Genomic DNA, 15,350 nt, shown 5'->3' with positions numbered 1-15,350 from the left:
CCCTTGATCCTAGATCTACGGGAACGCGATCTCTTCGTGCGGCTGCCGGATGAGGAACCCCTGCGCACGATCGCAGCCGAGCTCGACCGCGGTGTCGAGATGGGTGAGCGTCTCGATCCCCTCCGCCACCACGCGCAGACCGTGCGCATGCGCGATCTCGACCTGCCCCCGCAACGACGGCGATGCGGGTCGCCCAGCGGCTCGTACCAGTCCGCCCGGCAGCTTCACCTCGGAGATCGGCACGCTTCGGAGGAGTTCGGGCCACAGACCCTCGTCCCCGGGGCCCGCCAGCGAGAACTCGACGCCGATCTCGCGAAGCGTGCGCAGTCGCGACAGCACCGCATCATCGTCGAGCCAGGGCAGAGCGCGGGGAAGCTCGAAGACGAGCGAGCCGCGAGCGAGCGCACGACTCTGGAACTCGCCGGCGACGTGATCGGCGAACGATCCCTCCTCGAACTGCATCGGCGAGACGTTGACGGCGACGCTCCAGTCACGGCCCGTCTCGCGCCATCCGGCGAGCGTGTCGAGGCACTCGTCGAACATTCGCCGCCCGAGCGCGTGGATCGCGCCACTGCGCTCGGCGACGCCGATCATCGTCACGGGATCGATGTCGCCGAGCTGCGGATGGCGCCAGCGACACAGCGCCTCCGCCGCCACGATCGACCCGCTCTCCAGCGACACCTGCGGCTGGTAGACGGCGAAGATCTCGGAGCCGCCGACAGCGGCCGCCAGATCATCCGCGAGGTCTCCAGGGGTGGTGGGCACCCCTCAAGTCAGCCCTGCGCCGCACCCCGATCGCAAGCGCGCGCACGAGGAGCGACGTTCGGCTAGAGTTCGCCGCTGCCACGCTCGCGGGAGGCCGTCGAGGCCCGACACACCGATCCTTATACTTTTCACGTCGCAGATGCAGGGAGAGGATCGCGATGGCGTTTCGGAATCTGGAGACGTTGGACTCCTGGCTCGCCGAGTATCGCGCGCAGGGCGGGCCGCTGGCCGACGCCGCACGCGTGACGGTGCAGGACGGCGAGGGCGGGGAGAACACCGGCCTCGTCGTCTTCCGGCTCGGTCACGCACCGACCGGCGTCTTCATCCAGCCGGCGACGCCGGGGGCCACCGCCTGGGTCGCGACCATGGAGCCCCGCGAAGAGAACCTCGTCCTGGATGCGGCGGGGTTGCTCGAGCTTTCCGCAGAACTTGCCGCCGTCTCCGAACTGTGCGCGTTCCTCGAGGCGAAGTCGCTCGCGTATCGCGGCATCGACGTCGCCTGAGCGCCGTGTCAGTGCCGGGCGCCCACCGTCGCCGCGGTCAGGGCCACGAGCAGGGCGGCGGACTTCTCGACCACGGCCTGGTCGGCAGCGCCGACGGCGACGTCGAAGTCGTCGTCGAACCGGTTGAGGGACGACCACGGATCGTCGGCGATGTCGATCGTGGCGGTGATGCGGTTCACCCGCCTGTCGGACGGGTCGACATCGCGTCGCACCAGGGACCGACCGACGAGCCGATCGATCAGCGTGGTCACACCCGCCGAGGTGATGCCGAGGTACTCGCGCAACACTGTCGGCCGCGTTCCGGGATTGCCCACCACGAACAAGAGGGCGCGGGCATCGATGTCGGAGATGCCGAGGCTCGCGCGCGCCGCCACCATCGCTGCGTTGCGGGCGTCGAGATACTGGCGCAGGGCCAACCCGAGGGTCAGCGCCGGGGTGTCGTTCGCCATGCCGCCATTCTCCCTCAGCCGCTTCGGGAACAGACTAGCTCAGGTCGCGAACATTTAGAATACTTATCTAATTCTGCGAAGTATCCATTAGACTGACCTTGCCCGCAGACACGACGTCGATCGCTGTTCGCCACACCCACCGCCTCGATACAGAAGCCAGGAGGCCGCCGTGACCCACGAAGATGCCTTGATCGGATGCCGCGTCCCCCAGACCCCCCGCGCCTCGAGCATCCCGTGCTAGGTCTCGCCATCTGCGGGCTCATCAGCGTCGACGGTCAGTCGACGATTCTCGACGCGAACACGCAGGTGCTGAGCTGGCTCAACTGCGACCGAGAGGACGTGATCGGACGGCCGCTCGAAGCGCTGCTCACGCTGCGCATGCCACTGGAAGGCGCGGACGGCCAGCGCCCGACCGATGCCACCCTGCATGGGGTGTCAGGCGTCGTCCGCCCCGTCGTGGTCGGGTCGCTCGGTGAGGACGAGTCCGGCGTCGAGCGCATCGCGGTCTACGACGTGTCGACGCGGTCGGCGTTCAGTCTGGGATTCCAGGGCGCCGAGGCCAAGACCGAGCGCGGCCGGCAGCGCCTGCAGATCCTGCTCAACGCCGCCGTCGGCTTCGGCAACGTCAGAACCGAGGTCGACGCGGCAGAACTGCTCGTGGATGTGGCGCAGCGGGCGTTCGCCGCGAGTGCGGTGAGCGTGCACATCGGCGGTCCGGAGGGACTGATCCAGGTCGCTGGGGTGAACCCGCTCGCGGCCCATTGGCCGACGGGCCTGCGTCCGGCCGGAACGACGACCTTCCTCGGCGGCCAGGTGCTGATCGTGCGCTCCCCCGAGCATGCGGACTCCTATGTGCCCGGAGTCGGCATGAGCGACATCTACCGGGCAGGCGGCGTGCACGCGGCGATCGCCTCGCCGATGCGGTCCCACGGGGATGCGGTCGGTGCGATGGTCTGCTTCTTCGACCATCCTCGGGAGTTCGACGAAGAAGCCGTTCCGCTCGCCGAGGCGCTGTCGAATCAGGCGGCGCAGGCGATCGCGCGGATCCGTCTCGAAGACACTCTGCGTCGCGCAGCGATGCACGACGAGGTGACGGGGCTGCCGAACCGGCGACTGATCGAGGAGGACGTCACGCGCACGCTCTTCCAGGACTACTCGGCCCTCACCGTGATCTTCATCGATCTCGACGGGTTCAAGGCTGTGAACGATCTGCTCGGTCACGCCGCCGGTGACGCGCTCCTCCGAGAGATCGGGCAGCGCCTGCGCGGCGTCATCCGGGAGTCGGATGTGCTGGGACGATTCGGCGGCGACGAATTCATCGCGGTCGCCGCGGTGGACAGCGTCGGCGACGCCGCAGCACTCGCCGACCGCATCCGCGCCGCGATCGCGGAGCCGTACGACGAGCTGCCGCCCGTGCTGTCCATCACGGCGAGCGTCGGCGTGGTCACTGTGGGAAACGACGGGGCGCCGGTCATGGACCAGCTCATCCGCGCTGCGGACCACGCCATGTACGAGGCGAAGATGGCCGGCGGGGACCGCGTCGCCGTCGCCCGCATCGCCTCGTCCCCCGTCCTCCAGTAGCAGTCAGCTGCTCTTGCGCATCGCCCGGATCCCGACGGCGAGCCCGAGCGCCGCGAGCACGATCGCCGCGACCCAGCCCCACAGCACCTCGACCGCGCCGAGGTCGCCGGCGAACAGCGCGCGCTCGGCCTGAACGACCCAGTTCACCGGGTTCACCGTCGACACCGCGCGCATCCAGGCCGGCCCTTCGTCGAGCGGCAGGAGCATGCCCGAGAGGATCAGCAGCGGGAAGATCAGCGTCTGCTGCACGCCCCAGAAGAGCCACTCGCGATCCTTGGTCTTGAGTGCGAGCGTGTACGACAGCGACCCGAGCCCCACGCCGAACACCGCGAGCAGCGCGAGGCCGATCACGAGCCCCGGCACGTTGATCGTGAAGCCGAACGGCCACGCGATGAGCACGATGATCAGCGCCTGCACCACGATCGGCGCGATCTCCTTGAGCGCGCGTCCGACCAGCAGCGACGACCGCGCCAGCGGCGCGACCAGCGTGCGCTCATGCGAGCCCGTCATCATCTCGTACTGCAGGTTCGACCCGGTCGCCCCGGTGCCGAACAGCACGATCATCACGAGCACGCCGGGCACGAACCACTGCAGGGTCTCCCCTACGGGTGCGCCGGAGGAGCCGACCAGCAGCGGGGCGAACAGCCCGAGGAACACCAGCGGCTGCACCAGGCTGAAGATCAGCGTGAACGGGTCGCGCACCACCGGCTTCAATTCGCGCGTCAGCACGTTCCACGTGTCGCGCGCCGGGTTGGCCCGCACCGCGGTGTCGGGCCGGGTCTCGATCTGAGTGCTCATCGCTTGGCTCCTGTCGCCTCGGTCACCTGTTCGGCGGTTCCGGATGCCTCGGACGAGGCCTCCGCGTTCTGCTCGGGTTCGCCCTCGCCCTCGCCGGCCTCGCGCAGCGTGCGGCCGGTGAGCGCCAGGAACACGTCGTCGAGCGTCGGCGGCACGCCGGTCGCTGTCCGCACCATGAGCCCGGCCGCGTCGAGCGCGCGCACCGCGGCGGGCAGCAGCGCGTCGCCTTCGGGCACCGTGAGGACGATGGATGCCTCGACCCGCCGCACCTCGCGCTCGGTGAGCCTGTGCACCACGGCGACGGCGGCCGCAGCATCCGTCTCCGTTTCGAAGCCGAACGTGAGCACGTCGCCCGCAAGCTCCGCCTTCAGCCGGGCCGCGGTGTCGTCGGCGATCACGCGACCCCTGTCCATGACCATGACGCGCTCGGCGTAGCGGTCGGCCTCCTCGAGGTAGTGCGTCGTGAGGAAGACCGTCGTGCCGTACTGCGCGCGGAGGTCGATGATGTGCTGCCAGAGGTTGGCGCGGCTCTGCGGGTCCAGTCCCGTCGACGGCTCGTCGAGGAACAGCAGCGGCGGCGCGTGCATGAGCCCGAGGGCGACGTCGAGCCGGCGCTTCTGCCCGCCCGAGAGCTGCTGCACCGACCGCGACGCGAAGCCTGCGAGGTCGAGCGACTCGATGAGCTCGTCCGCCCGCGCCCGGGCGGCGGCCTTCGACATGCCGTAGAACGCACCCTGGCTCAGCAGCTCGTCTCGGGCGCGCTGCGAGAAGCTGCCGCTGGTGAGCTGGCCGACATAGCCGATGCGAGCGCGCACCTCGGCGGGCTGCTTCAGGATGTCGAAGCCGACGACCCGCGCCGTGCCCGATGTCGGCGGTATCAGGGTCGTGAGCATACGCAGGCTGGTCGACTTGCCGGCGCCGTTGGGTCCGAGGAACGCGACGAGCTCGCCGCGCGCCACCTCGAACGCGAGGTCGGTGACGGCCTCGACGGTCTTGCCTTTCACAGTGAAGCGCTTGGTCAGACCTTGCGCTCGGATGATCGATTCGTTCGCCATGCCCCCACGCTAGGAGTGGATGCGGACAGATACTGTCCGCGATACATGAGATTCTTTTCGCATGGCCGACACCACCACGCGAGCCTTGTCGCTGCTCAACCTGCTCCAGACGCACCGGCACTGGCCGGGTTCCGAACTGGCCGTCCGGCTGGGCGTCACCGAGCGCACGGTGCGGCGCGATGTCGAGCGGCTGCGCGACCTCGGCTACCGCATCGAGTCGATCCCGGGGGCGGCGGGCGGCTATCGCCTCGAGGCCGGCAGCGCTGTGCCGCCCTTGCTGCTCACCGATGAAGAGGCGGTGGCGATGGCGATCGGGCTGCGGGTGGCGGCATCCCAGCGGCTCGTGAGCGGTCCCGAGACGACCATCACCGCGCTCGCGAAGCTCGAGCAGGTGCTGCCCGCTCCGCTGCGCCGCCGCGTCGCCGCGCTGGCTCAGACTGTGCAGCCCGCCGGACTCAACGCCGGCGCCGCCGTGTCGGGCGAGGTGCTCGGCGAGCTCGCACTGGCCACGCGCGATCACGAGCGGGTGAGATTCACGTACACCGCGGCATCGGGTGAGGTGACCCACCGGCGCGTCGAGCCGCATGCCCTCGCGCCCGCCGACCGGCACTGGTACCTGCTCTGCTGGGACCTCGACAAGGAGGACTGGCGCACGTTCCGCGTGGACAGGCTCACGGATGTCGCGCACACCCGCGTGCTCTTCGAGCCGAAGCCGCTCACCCCCGAGCAGGTCGAGGAGTTCATCTTCGTGGCACGGTCGTGGGCGAGACAGGCGGTGGAGGCGGATGCGGTGATGGAGCTGCCTCTGGACGAGATGCGCGACTACTTCGGCCAGTGGGGTCAGGGCGCGACGGCCGAGGACGCGACGCATACGCGCTGGCCGGTCGGCGGTTCGGACTTCCGCGAGACGATGTACGGCCTGAGCTGGATCCCCGCGGGGGTGGATTACACGACGGACCTGACATCGCCGGCTCGAGAGGAGCTGCGCGAGACCCTCGAACGGATGCTCCGAGCCCTGGACGCGCCCGCACCCCCGGTTCCGCCGGACCGGGCTCTGGCGCGCGAGCGACAGCTGCCGGCGTAGCTCGGGATCTCCGCAGCATCCGCCGGCGTCTCACCGAACGGCACCCCACCCCGCTACTCCGCACGCGCTCAATAGGCTGGGTCAATGGAGCTGGGGATCTACGCGGTCATCGCCGTCGCGGTCATCGTGGCGGTCGCCGCGTTCTCCAAGAAGCTCGGGGTGGCGGCGCCGATCATCCTCGTGGTCGTGGGGGTGGGGCTGTCCTATCTGCCGGGGGTGCCCGACATCGAGGTGCCGCACGAGATCATCCTCGACGGGGTGCTGCCGCCGATCCTCTACGCCGCGGCGATCAGCGTGCCGATCACCGACTTCCGCCGGAATGCGGGGTCGATCGCGAGTCTGTCGGTCGTGCTGGTGATCGTGACGGCGTTCGCCGCGGGCTTCCTGCTGTTCTCGCTGCTGCCCGATCTCAACCTCGCCGCGGCCATCGCGCTCGGCGCGGTCATCAGCCCGCCCGACGCGGTGGCGGCGACCTCGATCGGCCGGCGGCTGGGCCTGCCTCCGCGACTGCTGACCGTGCTCGAGGGCGAGGGCCTCCTCAACGACGCGACCGCCCTGGTGCTGCTGCGCTCGGCTGTCGCCGCTGCCGCGGTGGGTGGCCTCACGACGCCGTGGGCAGGAGTGGTCGACTTCGTCTACGCCGTCGTCGTGGCCGTCGCGATCGGCCTGGTCGCCGGATACGTCACCGTGTTCGTGCGCTCCAAGCTCGACGATCCCGTGCTCGACACGGCGCTGTCGATCGCGGTCCCGTTCGTCGCGTTCGCGCCGGCCGAGGCGCTCGGCGCGTCCGGCGTGATGGCGGTCGTCGTCGCCGGCCTCTACACCGGCCACGCGGCGCCCACGAAGTTCAGCGCACAGGCGAGGATCAGCGACCGCATCAACTGGCGCACGATCCAGTTCCTCCTCGAGAACGGCGTGTTCCTCCTCATCGGCCTCGAGATCCGCACGCTCGTCGATCACGTCGACCCGACGGTTCTCAGCGCCGGCGACGCGATCCTCATCGGCCTGCTCGCGACCGCAGCCCTCATCGTGATCCGCTTCCTCTGGATCGGACCGATGGTCTACGCCCTCGGCAAGCGCGAGGAGCGTACCGAGAAGCGCACCTACCACGCGCTCCTCGCCCTGTACTACTACCGGAGTCACCCGGTCAGCACTGCGCGGCAGGCCCGCATCCGTGATCGCCTCGAGCGCGACTACGAGCGCCGGCGCGCCGACCTCGAGCAGCAGCGCCAGGAGCACATCGACTGGCGCGGCGGGATCGTGCTGGGCTGGTCGGGCATGCGCGGCGTCGTGACGCTCGCCGCCGCGCAGTCCCTGCCCGAGAACACCCCCTACCGACCGCAGCTGATCCTCATCGCCTTCACTGTCGCGGTGGTGAGCATCGTCGTGCAGGGCGGCACGCTGCCGTGGCTCATCCGCTTGCTCGATGTGCAGGGCATCGATGCGCAGGAGGACCGCAGAGAGCTCGCGTCCCTTCTCGAAGACATCAGCAACACCGGCCTCGAGACACTGGACGAGATCGAGACGGATGCTGCCACCACCGCCCCGATAGACCCCGATGTCATCGAACGCGTGAGGCGGGCCTCCTTCCTCAGCACCGAGGCCGCGTGGGAGCGCGCACGCGTGGTGCGCAAACCCGGCGAGATGCCGCATCAGCGGTACCGCGAGCTGCGCCTCGCCGTCGTGGATGCGGAGCGCGAACGCCTGCTGGAGCTGCGTGCCCAGGGCGTCTACTCCTCGCGCGTGCTGGCCGAGGCGCAGGCCATGCTCGACCTCGAGGAGACCCGCCTGTCGCGCCATTCCGGCGATCGCTGACCCGCGGCGTTCCCTCGCCCAGCCTTTCCTGCGGTGGTTGCCGGGCACCCGGCGTCGCCCTTCCGCCGAGTCGGCGACGGTTGGAGGATCGGGGGGGTGGTCTAGGCGGACCTGGCCCGTCTGAGCTCGCGCAGCAGGAGCCGGTTGGGCCCTCGCCACTGCCGGCGCGGGTCGATCCAGGCCGGTGGGCGCACGTGCGGCATGCCGTCGATCATGCGGATCTCCCATCCGCTGGTCTCGATGCCGTGGTGATGGTGCCAGCACAGCAGCACCCCGTTGTCGACCGAGGTGGGACCGCCCTTGGCCCAGTCCACGACATGATGCACCTCGCACCACGCGGCGGGGACGGTGCAGCCGGGGATGATGCAGCCGCCGTCACGGGCGCCGATCGCCTTGCGTTGCCAGTGGTTGAACACCCGGTCCTCGACGACCAGCGCTTTGATGGCGCCGGTGCCGGTGAGGGTGAGCCGGTGAATGGTGCCGTGGCAGCCGACATGCCTCGCGAACGAGGCCGGTACCGGTACCGGACCACCGGCGGACTCCGCGAACGCCACGCCGTCGGGGTCGGCCAGGTCCTCGACGGTGGTGGTGACGATCAGCGTCGGCGCGGCCCCGCCCAGCGTCGGCGTCGCGGCCGCACCCGCCGCGACCGACAGGATCGACGCGAACGCGTCGTGGCGCTTCTGGTCCGCGGTCCGCGGATCCAGCACCCGCTCCGCCGCCTCGCCGGCCCGGGCGTCAGCCTCGCAATCGACGAAGCGGGGCCCGCTGTCCTGCACCCGCGGATTCAGGTGCGCGTCCATCAGCCGGTCGAACTGCGCCGCGACGTCGTCGGTGACCTCCCCGGAGATGCGCCGCAGTCCGCGATACGCGCGGCGGCTGATCCGGATCGCGCGCACCCGCTGCGCGTACTCCTCGTCCGGGAGCGTGCCATCCGGGTCGAGGTACAGCGCCCAGGTGGTCGCCATCACCTTCAGCTCGTGGATCCCACACGCCGGCTCCCCGGCGTCCCCCACTGCGGCGGCGACGAGTTCGCCTTCGGCCGCCCCGATCTCGTCGACCGTGCACCGGCCCAGCAGCGGTCTGAGCGCGTCGACGATCGTGGTCAGGGCGTCCGCGGAGAGCCGCCCGGATGCCAGCGCGGCCCGGGCGCGGTCGAGGGGTGCCGGGCGGGTCTGCCCGGTCAGCGTCACCCGACTCGTGATCGCCTTCGCGTCCCGCAGCCGTGCCCGCGCGGTCGCTGCCGAGACCCGCGTGGCGCGTTCCACGAGTTCCTGCGCCGATCCGCAACCGTACTGCGCGGTGATCCGGTCGTCGAACTCGGAGTCGGCACGCCGCCCCACCTCCCCGGCGAGCGCCAGGCGGGCGGCATCCGTGATCCGCCCCAATTGCTCGACGACGCCCAACGCGTCGACCAGATCACCGTGCGACAAACCCCGCTGCGCCTCACCACCGAGCGGCGCACCGAGCGTGTCGCCGAGCAGATCGGCGATGCCCCGGAGCTCGGTCAGCGGGAAGTTCATGCCTTCGATTCTGCCGAGGGGCTCCGACATTCCGACACCTCAAAACCGCAGGTCCGAGTCGCTTTTGTGGATAACCCCGAAGGGACCCGAATCACGACGTCCTGGGGAGGAATCGGCGCCGCGACTCCACCTCGCTGAGCCGCCACCGCCCCGCCCAGCGGGTACGTTCGTCGGTATCCGGGGATCCCCGATCCCCGGATGACCGCGCCCTGAATCCGCGCCGCCCCCGCGTCCAGCATGAGAAGCACCACCCCACACAGGAGCCCTCATGCCCACACCTCTCGACATCCCCGTTCCCGATCTCACCGGCAAGCTCGCCCTCGTCACCGGCGCGAGCGACGGCGTCGGCCTCGAGATCGCCGCGCGTCTCGCGCGCGCCGGCGCCGACGTCCTCATGCCGGTCCGCAATCCGCAGAAAGGCGAGGCGGCGGCAACCCAGATCCGACAGCAGACCGGAGCCCACAGCATCCGTGTCCTCCCCCTCGACCTCGCGTCGCTGGACTCCGTCGGAGCTCTCGCCGCGCGGCTGAACGACGAAGGCCGCCCGATCGACCTCCTCATCACGAACGCCGGCGTGATGAACCCGCCGACCCGACAGCTCTCCGCCGACGGGTTCGAGCTGCAGCTCGCGACGAACCACCTCGGCCACTTCGCGCTCGTGGCGCAGCTGCTCCCGCTGCTTGTCGAGGCGAAGGCGCACATCACCAGCCAGGTGAGCATCGCCGCCGATCAGGGCGCCGTCAACTGGGACGACCCGAACTGGGAGCACGGCTACGACCCGATGACGGCGTACAGCTCGTCGAAGATCGCGCTCGGCCTGTTCGCGATGGAACTGCAGCGGAGATCGGATGCGGCGGGCTGGGGCATCCGCAGCACCCTCTCGCATCCCGGCATCACGCCGACGAACCTGCTCGCGGCCCAGCCAGGCATGGGGCGTTCCGCCGACACGACAGCGGTGAAGTTCATCCGGGCGATGTCGCGGCGCGGCATCCTGTTCGGCACTCCCGCGTCGGCCGCGCTGTCGGCGGTGTACGCGGCGACAAGCCCCGACGCCCGCGGCGGTCACCTCTACGGGCCGAGGGGCTTCCGCCGCCTCAGCGGCCTGCCCGCGGAGCAGCCGATGTACTCTCGCCTGCGCGGCGAGGCCGACGCTCGTCGCGTGTGGGAGCTCTCCGAGCAGCTCACCGGCGTGCGCGTCGCGACGCCGGGTCGCTGAGCGAGCGCCGCAAAACGGTGGGATCGCCGCTCCCTGGATGAGGAATGAAGGATGCCGCAGACTCAGGTCATGGACAGAGCACAGCTGGCCGACTTCCTGCGTCGCCGCCGCGAGGCGCTGCAGCCCGAGGACGTCGGGCTGCGCCGCGGGTCTCGACGCCGCACGGCGGGCCTTCGGCGCGAGGAGGTCGCCGTGCTCTGCGACATGTCGACCGACTACTACAGCCGGCTGGAGCAGGCCCGCGGCCCGCAGCCGTCGGAGCAGATGCTCGCCGCGATCGCTCGCGGGATGCGGCTCACGCTCGACGAGCGCGACCACCTGTTCCGGCTCGCCGGTCACACGGCACCGGCTCGGGCACTGCGCAGCGAGCACGTCTCGCCCGGCCTCATGCGCATCCTCGACCGCCTCGCCGACACCCCCGCGCAGGTGATGACCGAGCTCGGCGAGACGCTCGCGCAGACGCCGGCGGCCCGCGCGTTGTTCGGCGACGAGACGCGCTTCGAGGGGTTCGCCCGCAGCGTCGGCTATCGCTGGTTCACCGATCCGTCGGCGCGCACCGTGTACCCGATCGAGGACCACCCGATGCATTCGCGCGCGTTCGCCGCCGAGATCCGCACCGCCTACGCGAAGTTCGGCGCCGACTCCCGCTCCGGGGCGATGGTGTCGTCGCTGCTGCAGGAGAGCCCCGAGTTCGCCGAGCTCTGGGCCGAGCACGAGGTGCGCTCGACGCACGCGCGCGAGAAGCGCCTGCAGCACCCCGAGGTCGGCGTGATGGACATGCAGTGCCAGTTCCTCATCGACCCCGAGCAGGGACAGACGCTCCTCGTGCTCACCGCGACGCCCGGCACCCCGAGCTACGAGCGGCTGCAGCTGCTCTCGGTGATCGGCACCCAGGAGATCGCCGCCGGCCGCTGAGGTCGCGCCGGTCGCCGGGTTCGCCTGCACCGGCCGGTCCATCTTGTCAAGAACCCCGTCCGCGCCCCCCGGCGGCATAGCCTTTCGACAGCACGGGCGCCCCGTGCGGTGAGTGAGGTGGAACGTGGGCGTTCAAACCGCGATGGACGACGTTCTCGACGCCCCGACGATCGTCAAGGCGCTGCTCGCCGCCGACGACCTGGCCTTCGAAGCCGGCCGCGATCCCAGCGTCCGCACTCTGCGGGTGCTGTCGACGGCGCTCGCGGGCACCGACGACATCGCCGCCATCGCGGCGGTGCACGCGCTGGCGGAGATGCACGACGACGAGGCGCAGCGTCAGCTCGCCGCCCTGCTGTCGGACGAGCGGCCGTTCATCCGGGAGCATGCCGCGTGGGCGCTCGGCCAGAGTCTGCCCCGGCCAGAGGCCGTGGGACGCCTGCTCGCACTGGTCGCCGCCGGCGGGTTCACGGGCATGCTGGCCCAGCACACCATCGAGAGGTGGTCGGGCCACGCGAGCGACACGATCGCGATCGGCATCGAGGCAGCGCTGCTGGGAATCACGGATGCTGCACCCCGAGCAGCGCTCGTCGAAACCCTCGGGCTCGTGACTCAACCGGTCGCTGCGCGCCTGCTGCGCGAAGTGGCGTCGGATCCCGCCGAGCACGATGCGGTGCGCGCGACCGCGATCGCCGCACTCGGGCAGCGCCGCGACACCGCGGGGCTCGAGGAGGAGCTCGGTGCGCTCCTGGCGACCGGCGGTCCTCTCGCGCCGATCGCTCGCCTCGCACTGATCGACCTCGACCCCATGCCCGGCGCGAGCACCGCCCCGCCCGCATTCCGCCTTTCACTCCCGGACCGGACGCCGCGAGCGCTCACGGTCGCGCAGCTCTTCCTGCATGCCGACATCGACCCGGCGCTCTCGGCAGCCGGAGCAGGTGACAACGGCGGAATCGCCACCTTGCTGGTGCGCCTCGGCGATGCGCTGATCGCGACCGACGACTGCCCGGTCACGCGGGTCCTCACGCTATCCCGCGGCCGCCTCGGGCAGAGCACCGTCGACCTGCTCCAGCTCGCCGGCACTCCGACCGGCCATCTCTACGGGCACATCCCCCTCCCCGATGAGCCGGTGGCGTCCGCAGCCGCGTGGCCGTACCGGGTCGCCGCCCGGCGCGGCATCCGTCGCATCCTCCGCGCCGCGGTCGACGTCGACGTCCTGCACCTGCGCATGGCCGACGTGGGAAGCCTCGCTGCCGCGGACGTCGCCAGGGAGCTGGGCATCCCGACGATCTTCACCGTCGCGCCGGATCCGCACAGCGTGATCCAATCACTGCAGGATTCCGGCGCCCTCACGCGCGCGAGGTTCGGTGAGGCCGACCTTCGCGAGCACTTCTGGTTCCGGGTCCGACTGGTCAAGGAGCTCGCGGCATCGGCGTCTCACACTGTGTTCTTTCCGCGTCCGAACCTCGTCGACGAGATGCAGGAACTCGTGGGAATCGACATGACGTCGCGCAGCGAGCGGCACACCGTCGTCGCGGAGGGGGTCGATCTCGCGGTCATCGACAGGGCGGTCGTCCAGGCGCGGACAGCGGCCGGTCCGGCTGCGACGCCGGCGCACAATGCGTTCGCCGAACTCGAGGCGCTGCTGGGCTGTCTCGACGCAGATCGCCGGGGACTGCCGCTGCTCGTCTCGGTGGGGCGTCTGCACCGGGTGAAGGGGATGGCCTCTCTCGTCGAGACCTGGGCGCGATCGCCCCTCGCCGACCGCGCGAACCTTCTGATCATCGGAGGCGACCTCGAGAACCCGTCCCGGGATGAGCAGGGCGAACTGGATCGCATCGCCGCCGCGGTACCCCCGCACGAACGCGCGCGCCGCGGGCTGATCCTTCCGGGTCATCGCCCCAACGACGTCGCCGCGCGCTGGATGGCGGCGGCGAGATTCGGGATGCCGCGGCTCGCGGCCGTCGGCGGCGTCTACGTGTGCGCCAGCCTGAAGGAGGAGTTCGGCCTCGCGGTGCTCGAGGCGATGGCCACAGGTCTCGTGGTGGTCGCCCCCGACGGCGGCGGGCCCGCGACCTACGTTGACCACGGCGACACCGGATTCCTCACGGCGACGTGGGACTCCGACCGTCTCGCGTGTGCCATCGCGGCGGCCCTGGACCGTGCAGCCGACGCCGACGAGGACCGCGCGGTGCGGGCACGCGAGGTCGTCGCATCGAAGTTCACGATCCAGGCGATGGCTGCCACCCTCGCCCCGATCTACGCCTCGGTCGTCGCGCAGGAGGCCGAGCTCGCGCAGGCGACGAGGCAGCCCGCATGACGCTCCTGGTCATCAGTCCCGACTACGCCTCGCACCTCCTGCCGCTCGCGACGCTCGCGACCGCGTGGCGCGACGCCGGGGAGCACGTCGTCGTCGCCACGGGGTCGGCGACGGCGCCGATCGTCGCCGACTTCGGCCTCGAGCGCGTCGACCTGCCCCTGGGCAGAGGTGCGAACGCGGGCGTGATGCGCACGCGTGAGCAGCAGACGGCGGAGGCGGCATCTCTCGAGCGCTTCTTCGACGCCACCCGTCGCGGGATGATTCCCACCCTGATGTACCAGGCCCGCGAGCGCCTGACCGACCTGATGTGGCGGCCCGAAGAGCGGGCGCGAGCGACGCTCGAGGTCGTCGATCAGGTTCGCCCGGATGCCATCCTCGTCGACCACCTCGCATTCAGCGCCCGCCTCGCTCTGCACACCGCCGGCATCGACTACGCGGATGTGGTGCTCGGCCATCCCTCCGCGCTGCCCGTGGCAGGCGAGGTCTACGGCTGCCCGCCGGCCTGGCCCCGAGCGTTCGACCCCGACCCCACCGAGCTTGCGCACCTGCGCCGACTCTGCGTCGAAGTGTCCGACCGCTTCGCGCATCAGTGGAACACCGCGGCTCGGACGCTCGATCCGCGAGCCGACGAGATCGCCGATGCGTTCGCGCTTCACGGCGACGTCGTGCTGTACAACTACCCCGCCCTTCTGGCGGACGACGGACGGATGCTGCCGCCCCACGTCTTCATCGGCTCGACGCGCCGCGACGAGCGCGACGATCCCGAGGCCGACGAGTTCCTTCGCGACGTCGCGCCGTTCGTCTACGTGAGTTTCGGCAGCTTCCTGTCGGTGCGGGGCGACGTGCTGGCGCGCGTGGCGACGGCGATCGCGCGGACGGGGCTGCGCGCGGCGATCGCGATCGGCGCGACTCCGGCGAGCGCTCTCGGGCCGGTTCCCGAAGGCTGGCTGGTGCGCGAATACCTGCCGCAGGTGCGCCTGCTCGACCGAGCGGCCGCCGCGGTCACCCACGGCGGCAACAATTCCGTGACCGAGTCGGTCGGGCAGGGTGTGCCCGTTCTCGTGCTTCCGTTCTCGACGGACCAGTTCTCCGGCGCCGCAGCGGTCGAACGCTCCGGCACCGGCTTGGCCCTCGCGCCGAACACCGCGACCGACCACGAGCTCAGCGAGGCGATCGCTGCTCTCGCTGATCCCACGTGGCCGGGCCGCGAGGCGCTGCGCACAGAGGCAGCCGCGCAGCACGAGCGGCCTGGGCCGACCCTGGCCTTCGCCGCTCTGACCGCCTCGCGCGCCGACGCGGTCGAGAACCGCATCTCCCGGTAGCCGGAGC

General features: G+C 70.7%; 13 protein-coding genes. 8 read left to right on the top strand and 5 right to left on the bottom strand.

Translation table 11 applies throughout. The features are described 5' to 3' along the window. Window positions 1-15 precede the first annotated feature (15 nt). On the bottom strand, window positions 16-765 hold the full coding sequence (locus J2Y46_RS08510) for an EAL domain-containing protein (RefSeq protein ID WP_310241629.1): 750 nt from the start codon (window positions 763-765) through the stop codon (window positions 16-18). A 158-nt stretch (window positions 766-923) separates the two neighbouring features. On the opposite strand from J2Y46_RS08510, the gene J2Y46_RS08505 reads away from it, so the two are divergent. Next, a complete protein-coding gene (locus tag J2Y46_RS08505) occupies window positions 924-1,268 on the top strand; it encodes a hypothetical protein (RefSeq protein ID WP_045300687.1) in 345 nt (114 codons plus the stop codon). Between the two features lie 8 nt (window positions 1,269-1,276). Here the strand turns inward: J2Y46_RS08505 and J2Y46_RS08500 are convergent, their stop codons facing one another. Beyond that, window positions 1,277-1,717, bottom strand: a complete 441-nt coding sequence (locus tag J2Y46_RS08500; protein ID WP_045300686.1) for a MarR family winged helix-turn-helix transcriptional regulator — start codon at window positions 1,715-1,717, stop codon at window positions 1,277-1,279. A 195-nt stretch (window positions 1,718-1,912) separates the two neighbouring features. On the opposite strand from J2Y46_RS08500, the gene J2Y46_RS08495 reads away from it, so the two are divergent. Further along, window positions 1,913-3,298, top strand: a complete 1,386-nt coding sequence (locus J2Y46_RS08495; RefSeq protein WP_310241627.1) for a diguanylate cyclase — start codon at window positions 1,913-1,915, stop codon at window positions 3,296-3,298. Between the two features lie 3 nt (window positions 3,299-3,301). Here J2Y46_RS08495 and J2Y46_RS08490 read toward each other — a convergent pair whose 3' ends face one another. Together J2Y46_RS08490 and J2Y46_RS08485 are read right to left on the bottom strand one after the other, a co-directional pair. Beyond that, window positions 3,302-4,096, bottom strand: coding sequence for an ABC transporter permease (locus tag J2Y46_RS08490; protein WP_310241623.1), 795 nt, complete (start codon window positions 4,094-4,096; stop codon window positions 3,302-3,304). Beyond that, the gene (locus J2Y46_RS08485) at window positions 4,093-5,151 is read right to left on the bottom strand and encodes an ATP-binding cassette domain-containing protein (protein ID WP_310241622.1); all 1,059 of its coding nucleotides are present in this window, start codon (window positions 5,149-5,151) and stop codon (window positions 4,093-4,095) included. The genes J2Y46_RS08490 and J2Y46_RS08485 overlap by 4 nt, the downstream gene beginning before the upstream one ends. A 61-nt stretch (window positions 5,152-5,212) precedes the next feature. Here J2Y46_RS08485 and J2Y46_RS08480 point away from each other — a divergent pair, with 61 nt between their 5' ends. Continuing rightward, entirely contained in the window at window positions 5,213-6,235 is a 1,023-nt protein-coding gene (locus J2Y46_RS08480) for a WYL domain-containing protein (protein ID WP_310241620.1), read from the top strand. A gap of 84 nt (window positions 6,236-6,319) precedes the next feature. Further along, on the top strand, window positions 6,320-8,050 hold the full coding sequence (locus J2Y46_RS08475) for a sodium:proton antiporter (protein ID WP_045300683.1): 1,731 nt from the start codon (window positions 6,320-6,322) through the stop codon (window positions 8,048-8,050). A gap of 101 nt (window positions 8,051-8,151) precedes the next feature. Here the strand turns inward: J2Y46_RS08475 and J2Y46_RS08470 are convergent, their stop codons facing one another. Continuing rightward, window positions 8,152-9,573, bottom strand: a complete 1,422-nt coding sequence (locus J2Y46_RS08470; RefSeq protein ID WP_310241618.1) for a DUF222 domain-containing protein — start codon at window positions 9,571-9,573, stop codon at window positions 8,152-8,154. 268 nt (window positions 9,574-9,841) lie between these two features. On the opposite strand from J2Y46_RS08470, the gene J2Y46_RS08465 reads away from it, so the two are divergent. From J2Y46_RS08465 to J2Y46_RS08450, 4 genes are all read left to right on the top strand, one after another. After that, on the top strand, window positions 9,842-10,789 hold the full coding sequence (locus J2Y46_RS08465) for an SDR family oxidoreductase (RefSeq protein ID WP_310241616.1): 948 nt from the start codon (window positions 9,842-9,844) through the stop codon (window positions 10,787-10,789). Window positions 10,790-10,858: 69 nt separating this feature from the next. Beyond that, a complete protein-coding gene (locus tag J2Y46_RS08460; RefSeq protein ID WP_045296150.1) occupies window positions 10,859-11,704 on the top strand; it encodes a helix-turn-helix transcriptional regulator in 846 nt (281 codons plus the stop codon). Between the two features lie 124 nt (window positions 11,705-11,828). Continuing rightward, entirely contained in the window at window positions 11,829-14,021 is a 2,193-nt protein-coding gene (locus tag J2Y46_RS08455; protein ID WP_045296141.1) for a glycosyltransferase, read from the top strand. Then, the gene (locus tag J2Y46_RS08450; protein WP_310241613.1) at window positions 14,018-15,343 is read left to right on the top strand and encodes a glycosyltransferase; all 1,326 of its coding nucleotides are present in this window, start codon (window positions 14,018-14,020) and stop codon (window positions 15,341-15,343) included. Before J2Y46_RS08455 ends, J2Y46_RS08450 begins: the two co-directional genes overlap by 4 nt. Window positions 15,344-15,350 lie beyond the last annotated feature (7 nt).

Origin of the sequence: Microbacterium sp. BE35, assembly GCF_031457705.1 — a bacterium.
Lineage (GTDB): Bacteria > Actinomycetota > Actinomycetes > Actinomycetales > Microbacteriaceae > Microbacterium > Microbacterium trichothecenolyticum.
The sequence above is the reverse complement of the archived record's forward strand: the minus strand, read 5'-3'. Positions and strand labels throughout refer to the sequence as shown.

What these genes read in the sequence shown, in the direction of transcription:
- J2Y46_RS08505 (WP_045300687.1), top strand. Translation starts at nt 924, where the DNA reads ATGGCGTTTCGGAATCTGGAGACGTTGGACTCCTGGCTCGCCGAGTAT.
- J2Y46_RS08500 (WP_045300686.1), bottom strand. Translation starts at nt 1,717, where the DNA reads ATGGCGAACGACACCCCGGCGCTGACCCTCGGGTTGGCCCTGCGCCAG.
- J2Y46_RS08495 (WP_310241627.1), top strand. Translation starts at nt 1,913, where the DNA reads ATGCCGCGTCCCCCAGACCCCCCGCGCCTCGAGCATCCCGTGCTAGGT.
- J2Y46_RS08490 (WP_310241623.1), bottom strand. Translation starts at nt 4,096, where the DNA reads ATGAGCACTCAGATCGAGACCCGGCCCGACACCGCGGTGCGGGCCAAC.
- J2Y46_RS08485 (WP_310241622.1), bottom strand. Translation starts at nt 5,151, where the DNA reads ATGGCGAACGAATCGATCATCCGAGCGCAAGGTCTGACCAAGCGCTTC.
- J2Y46_RS08480 (WP_310241620.1), top strand. Translation starts at nt 5,213, where the DNA reads ATGGCCGACACCACCACGCGAGCCTTGTCGCTGCTCAACCTGCTCCAG.
- J2Y46_RS08475 (WP_045300683.1), top strand. Translation starts at nt 6,320, where the DNA reads ATGGAGCTGGGGATCTACGCGGTCATCGCCGTCGCGGTCATCGTGGCG.
- J2Y46_RS08470 (WP_310241618.1), bottom strand. Translation starts at nt 9,573, where the DNA reads ATGAACTTCCCGCTGACCGAGCTCCGGGGCATCGCCGATCTGCTCGGC.
- J2Y46_RS08465 (WP_310241616.1), top strand. Translation starts at nt 9,842, where the DNA reads ATGCCCACACCTCTCGACATCCCCGTTCCCGATCTCACCGGCAAGCTC.
- J2Y46_RS08460 (WP_045296150.1), top strand. Translation starts at nt 10,859, where the DNA reads ATGGACAGAGCACAGCTGGCCGACTTCCTGCGTCGCCGCCGCGAGGCG.
- J2Y46_RS08450 (WP_310241613.1), top strand. Translation starts at nt 14,018, where the DNA reads ATGACGCTCCTGGTCATCAGTCCCGACTACGCCTCGCACCTCCTGCCG.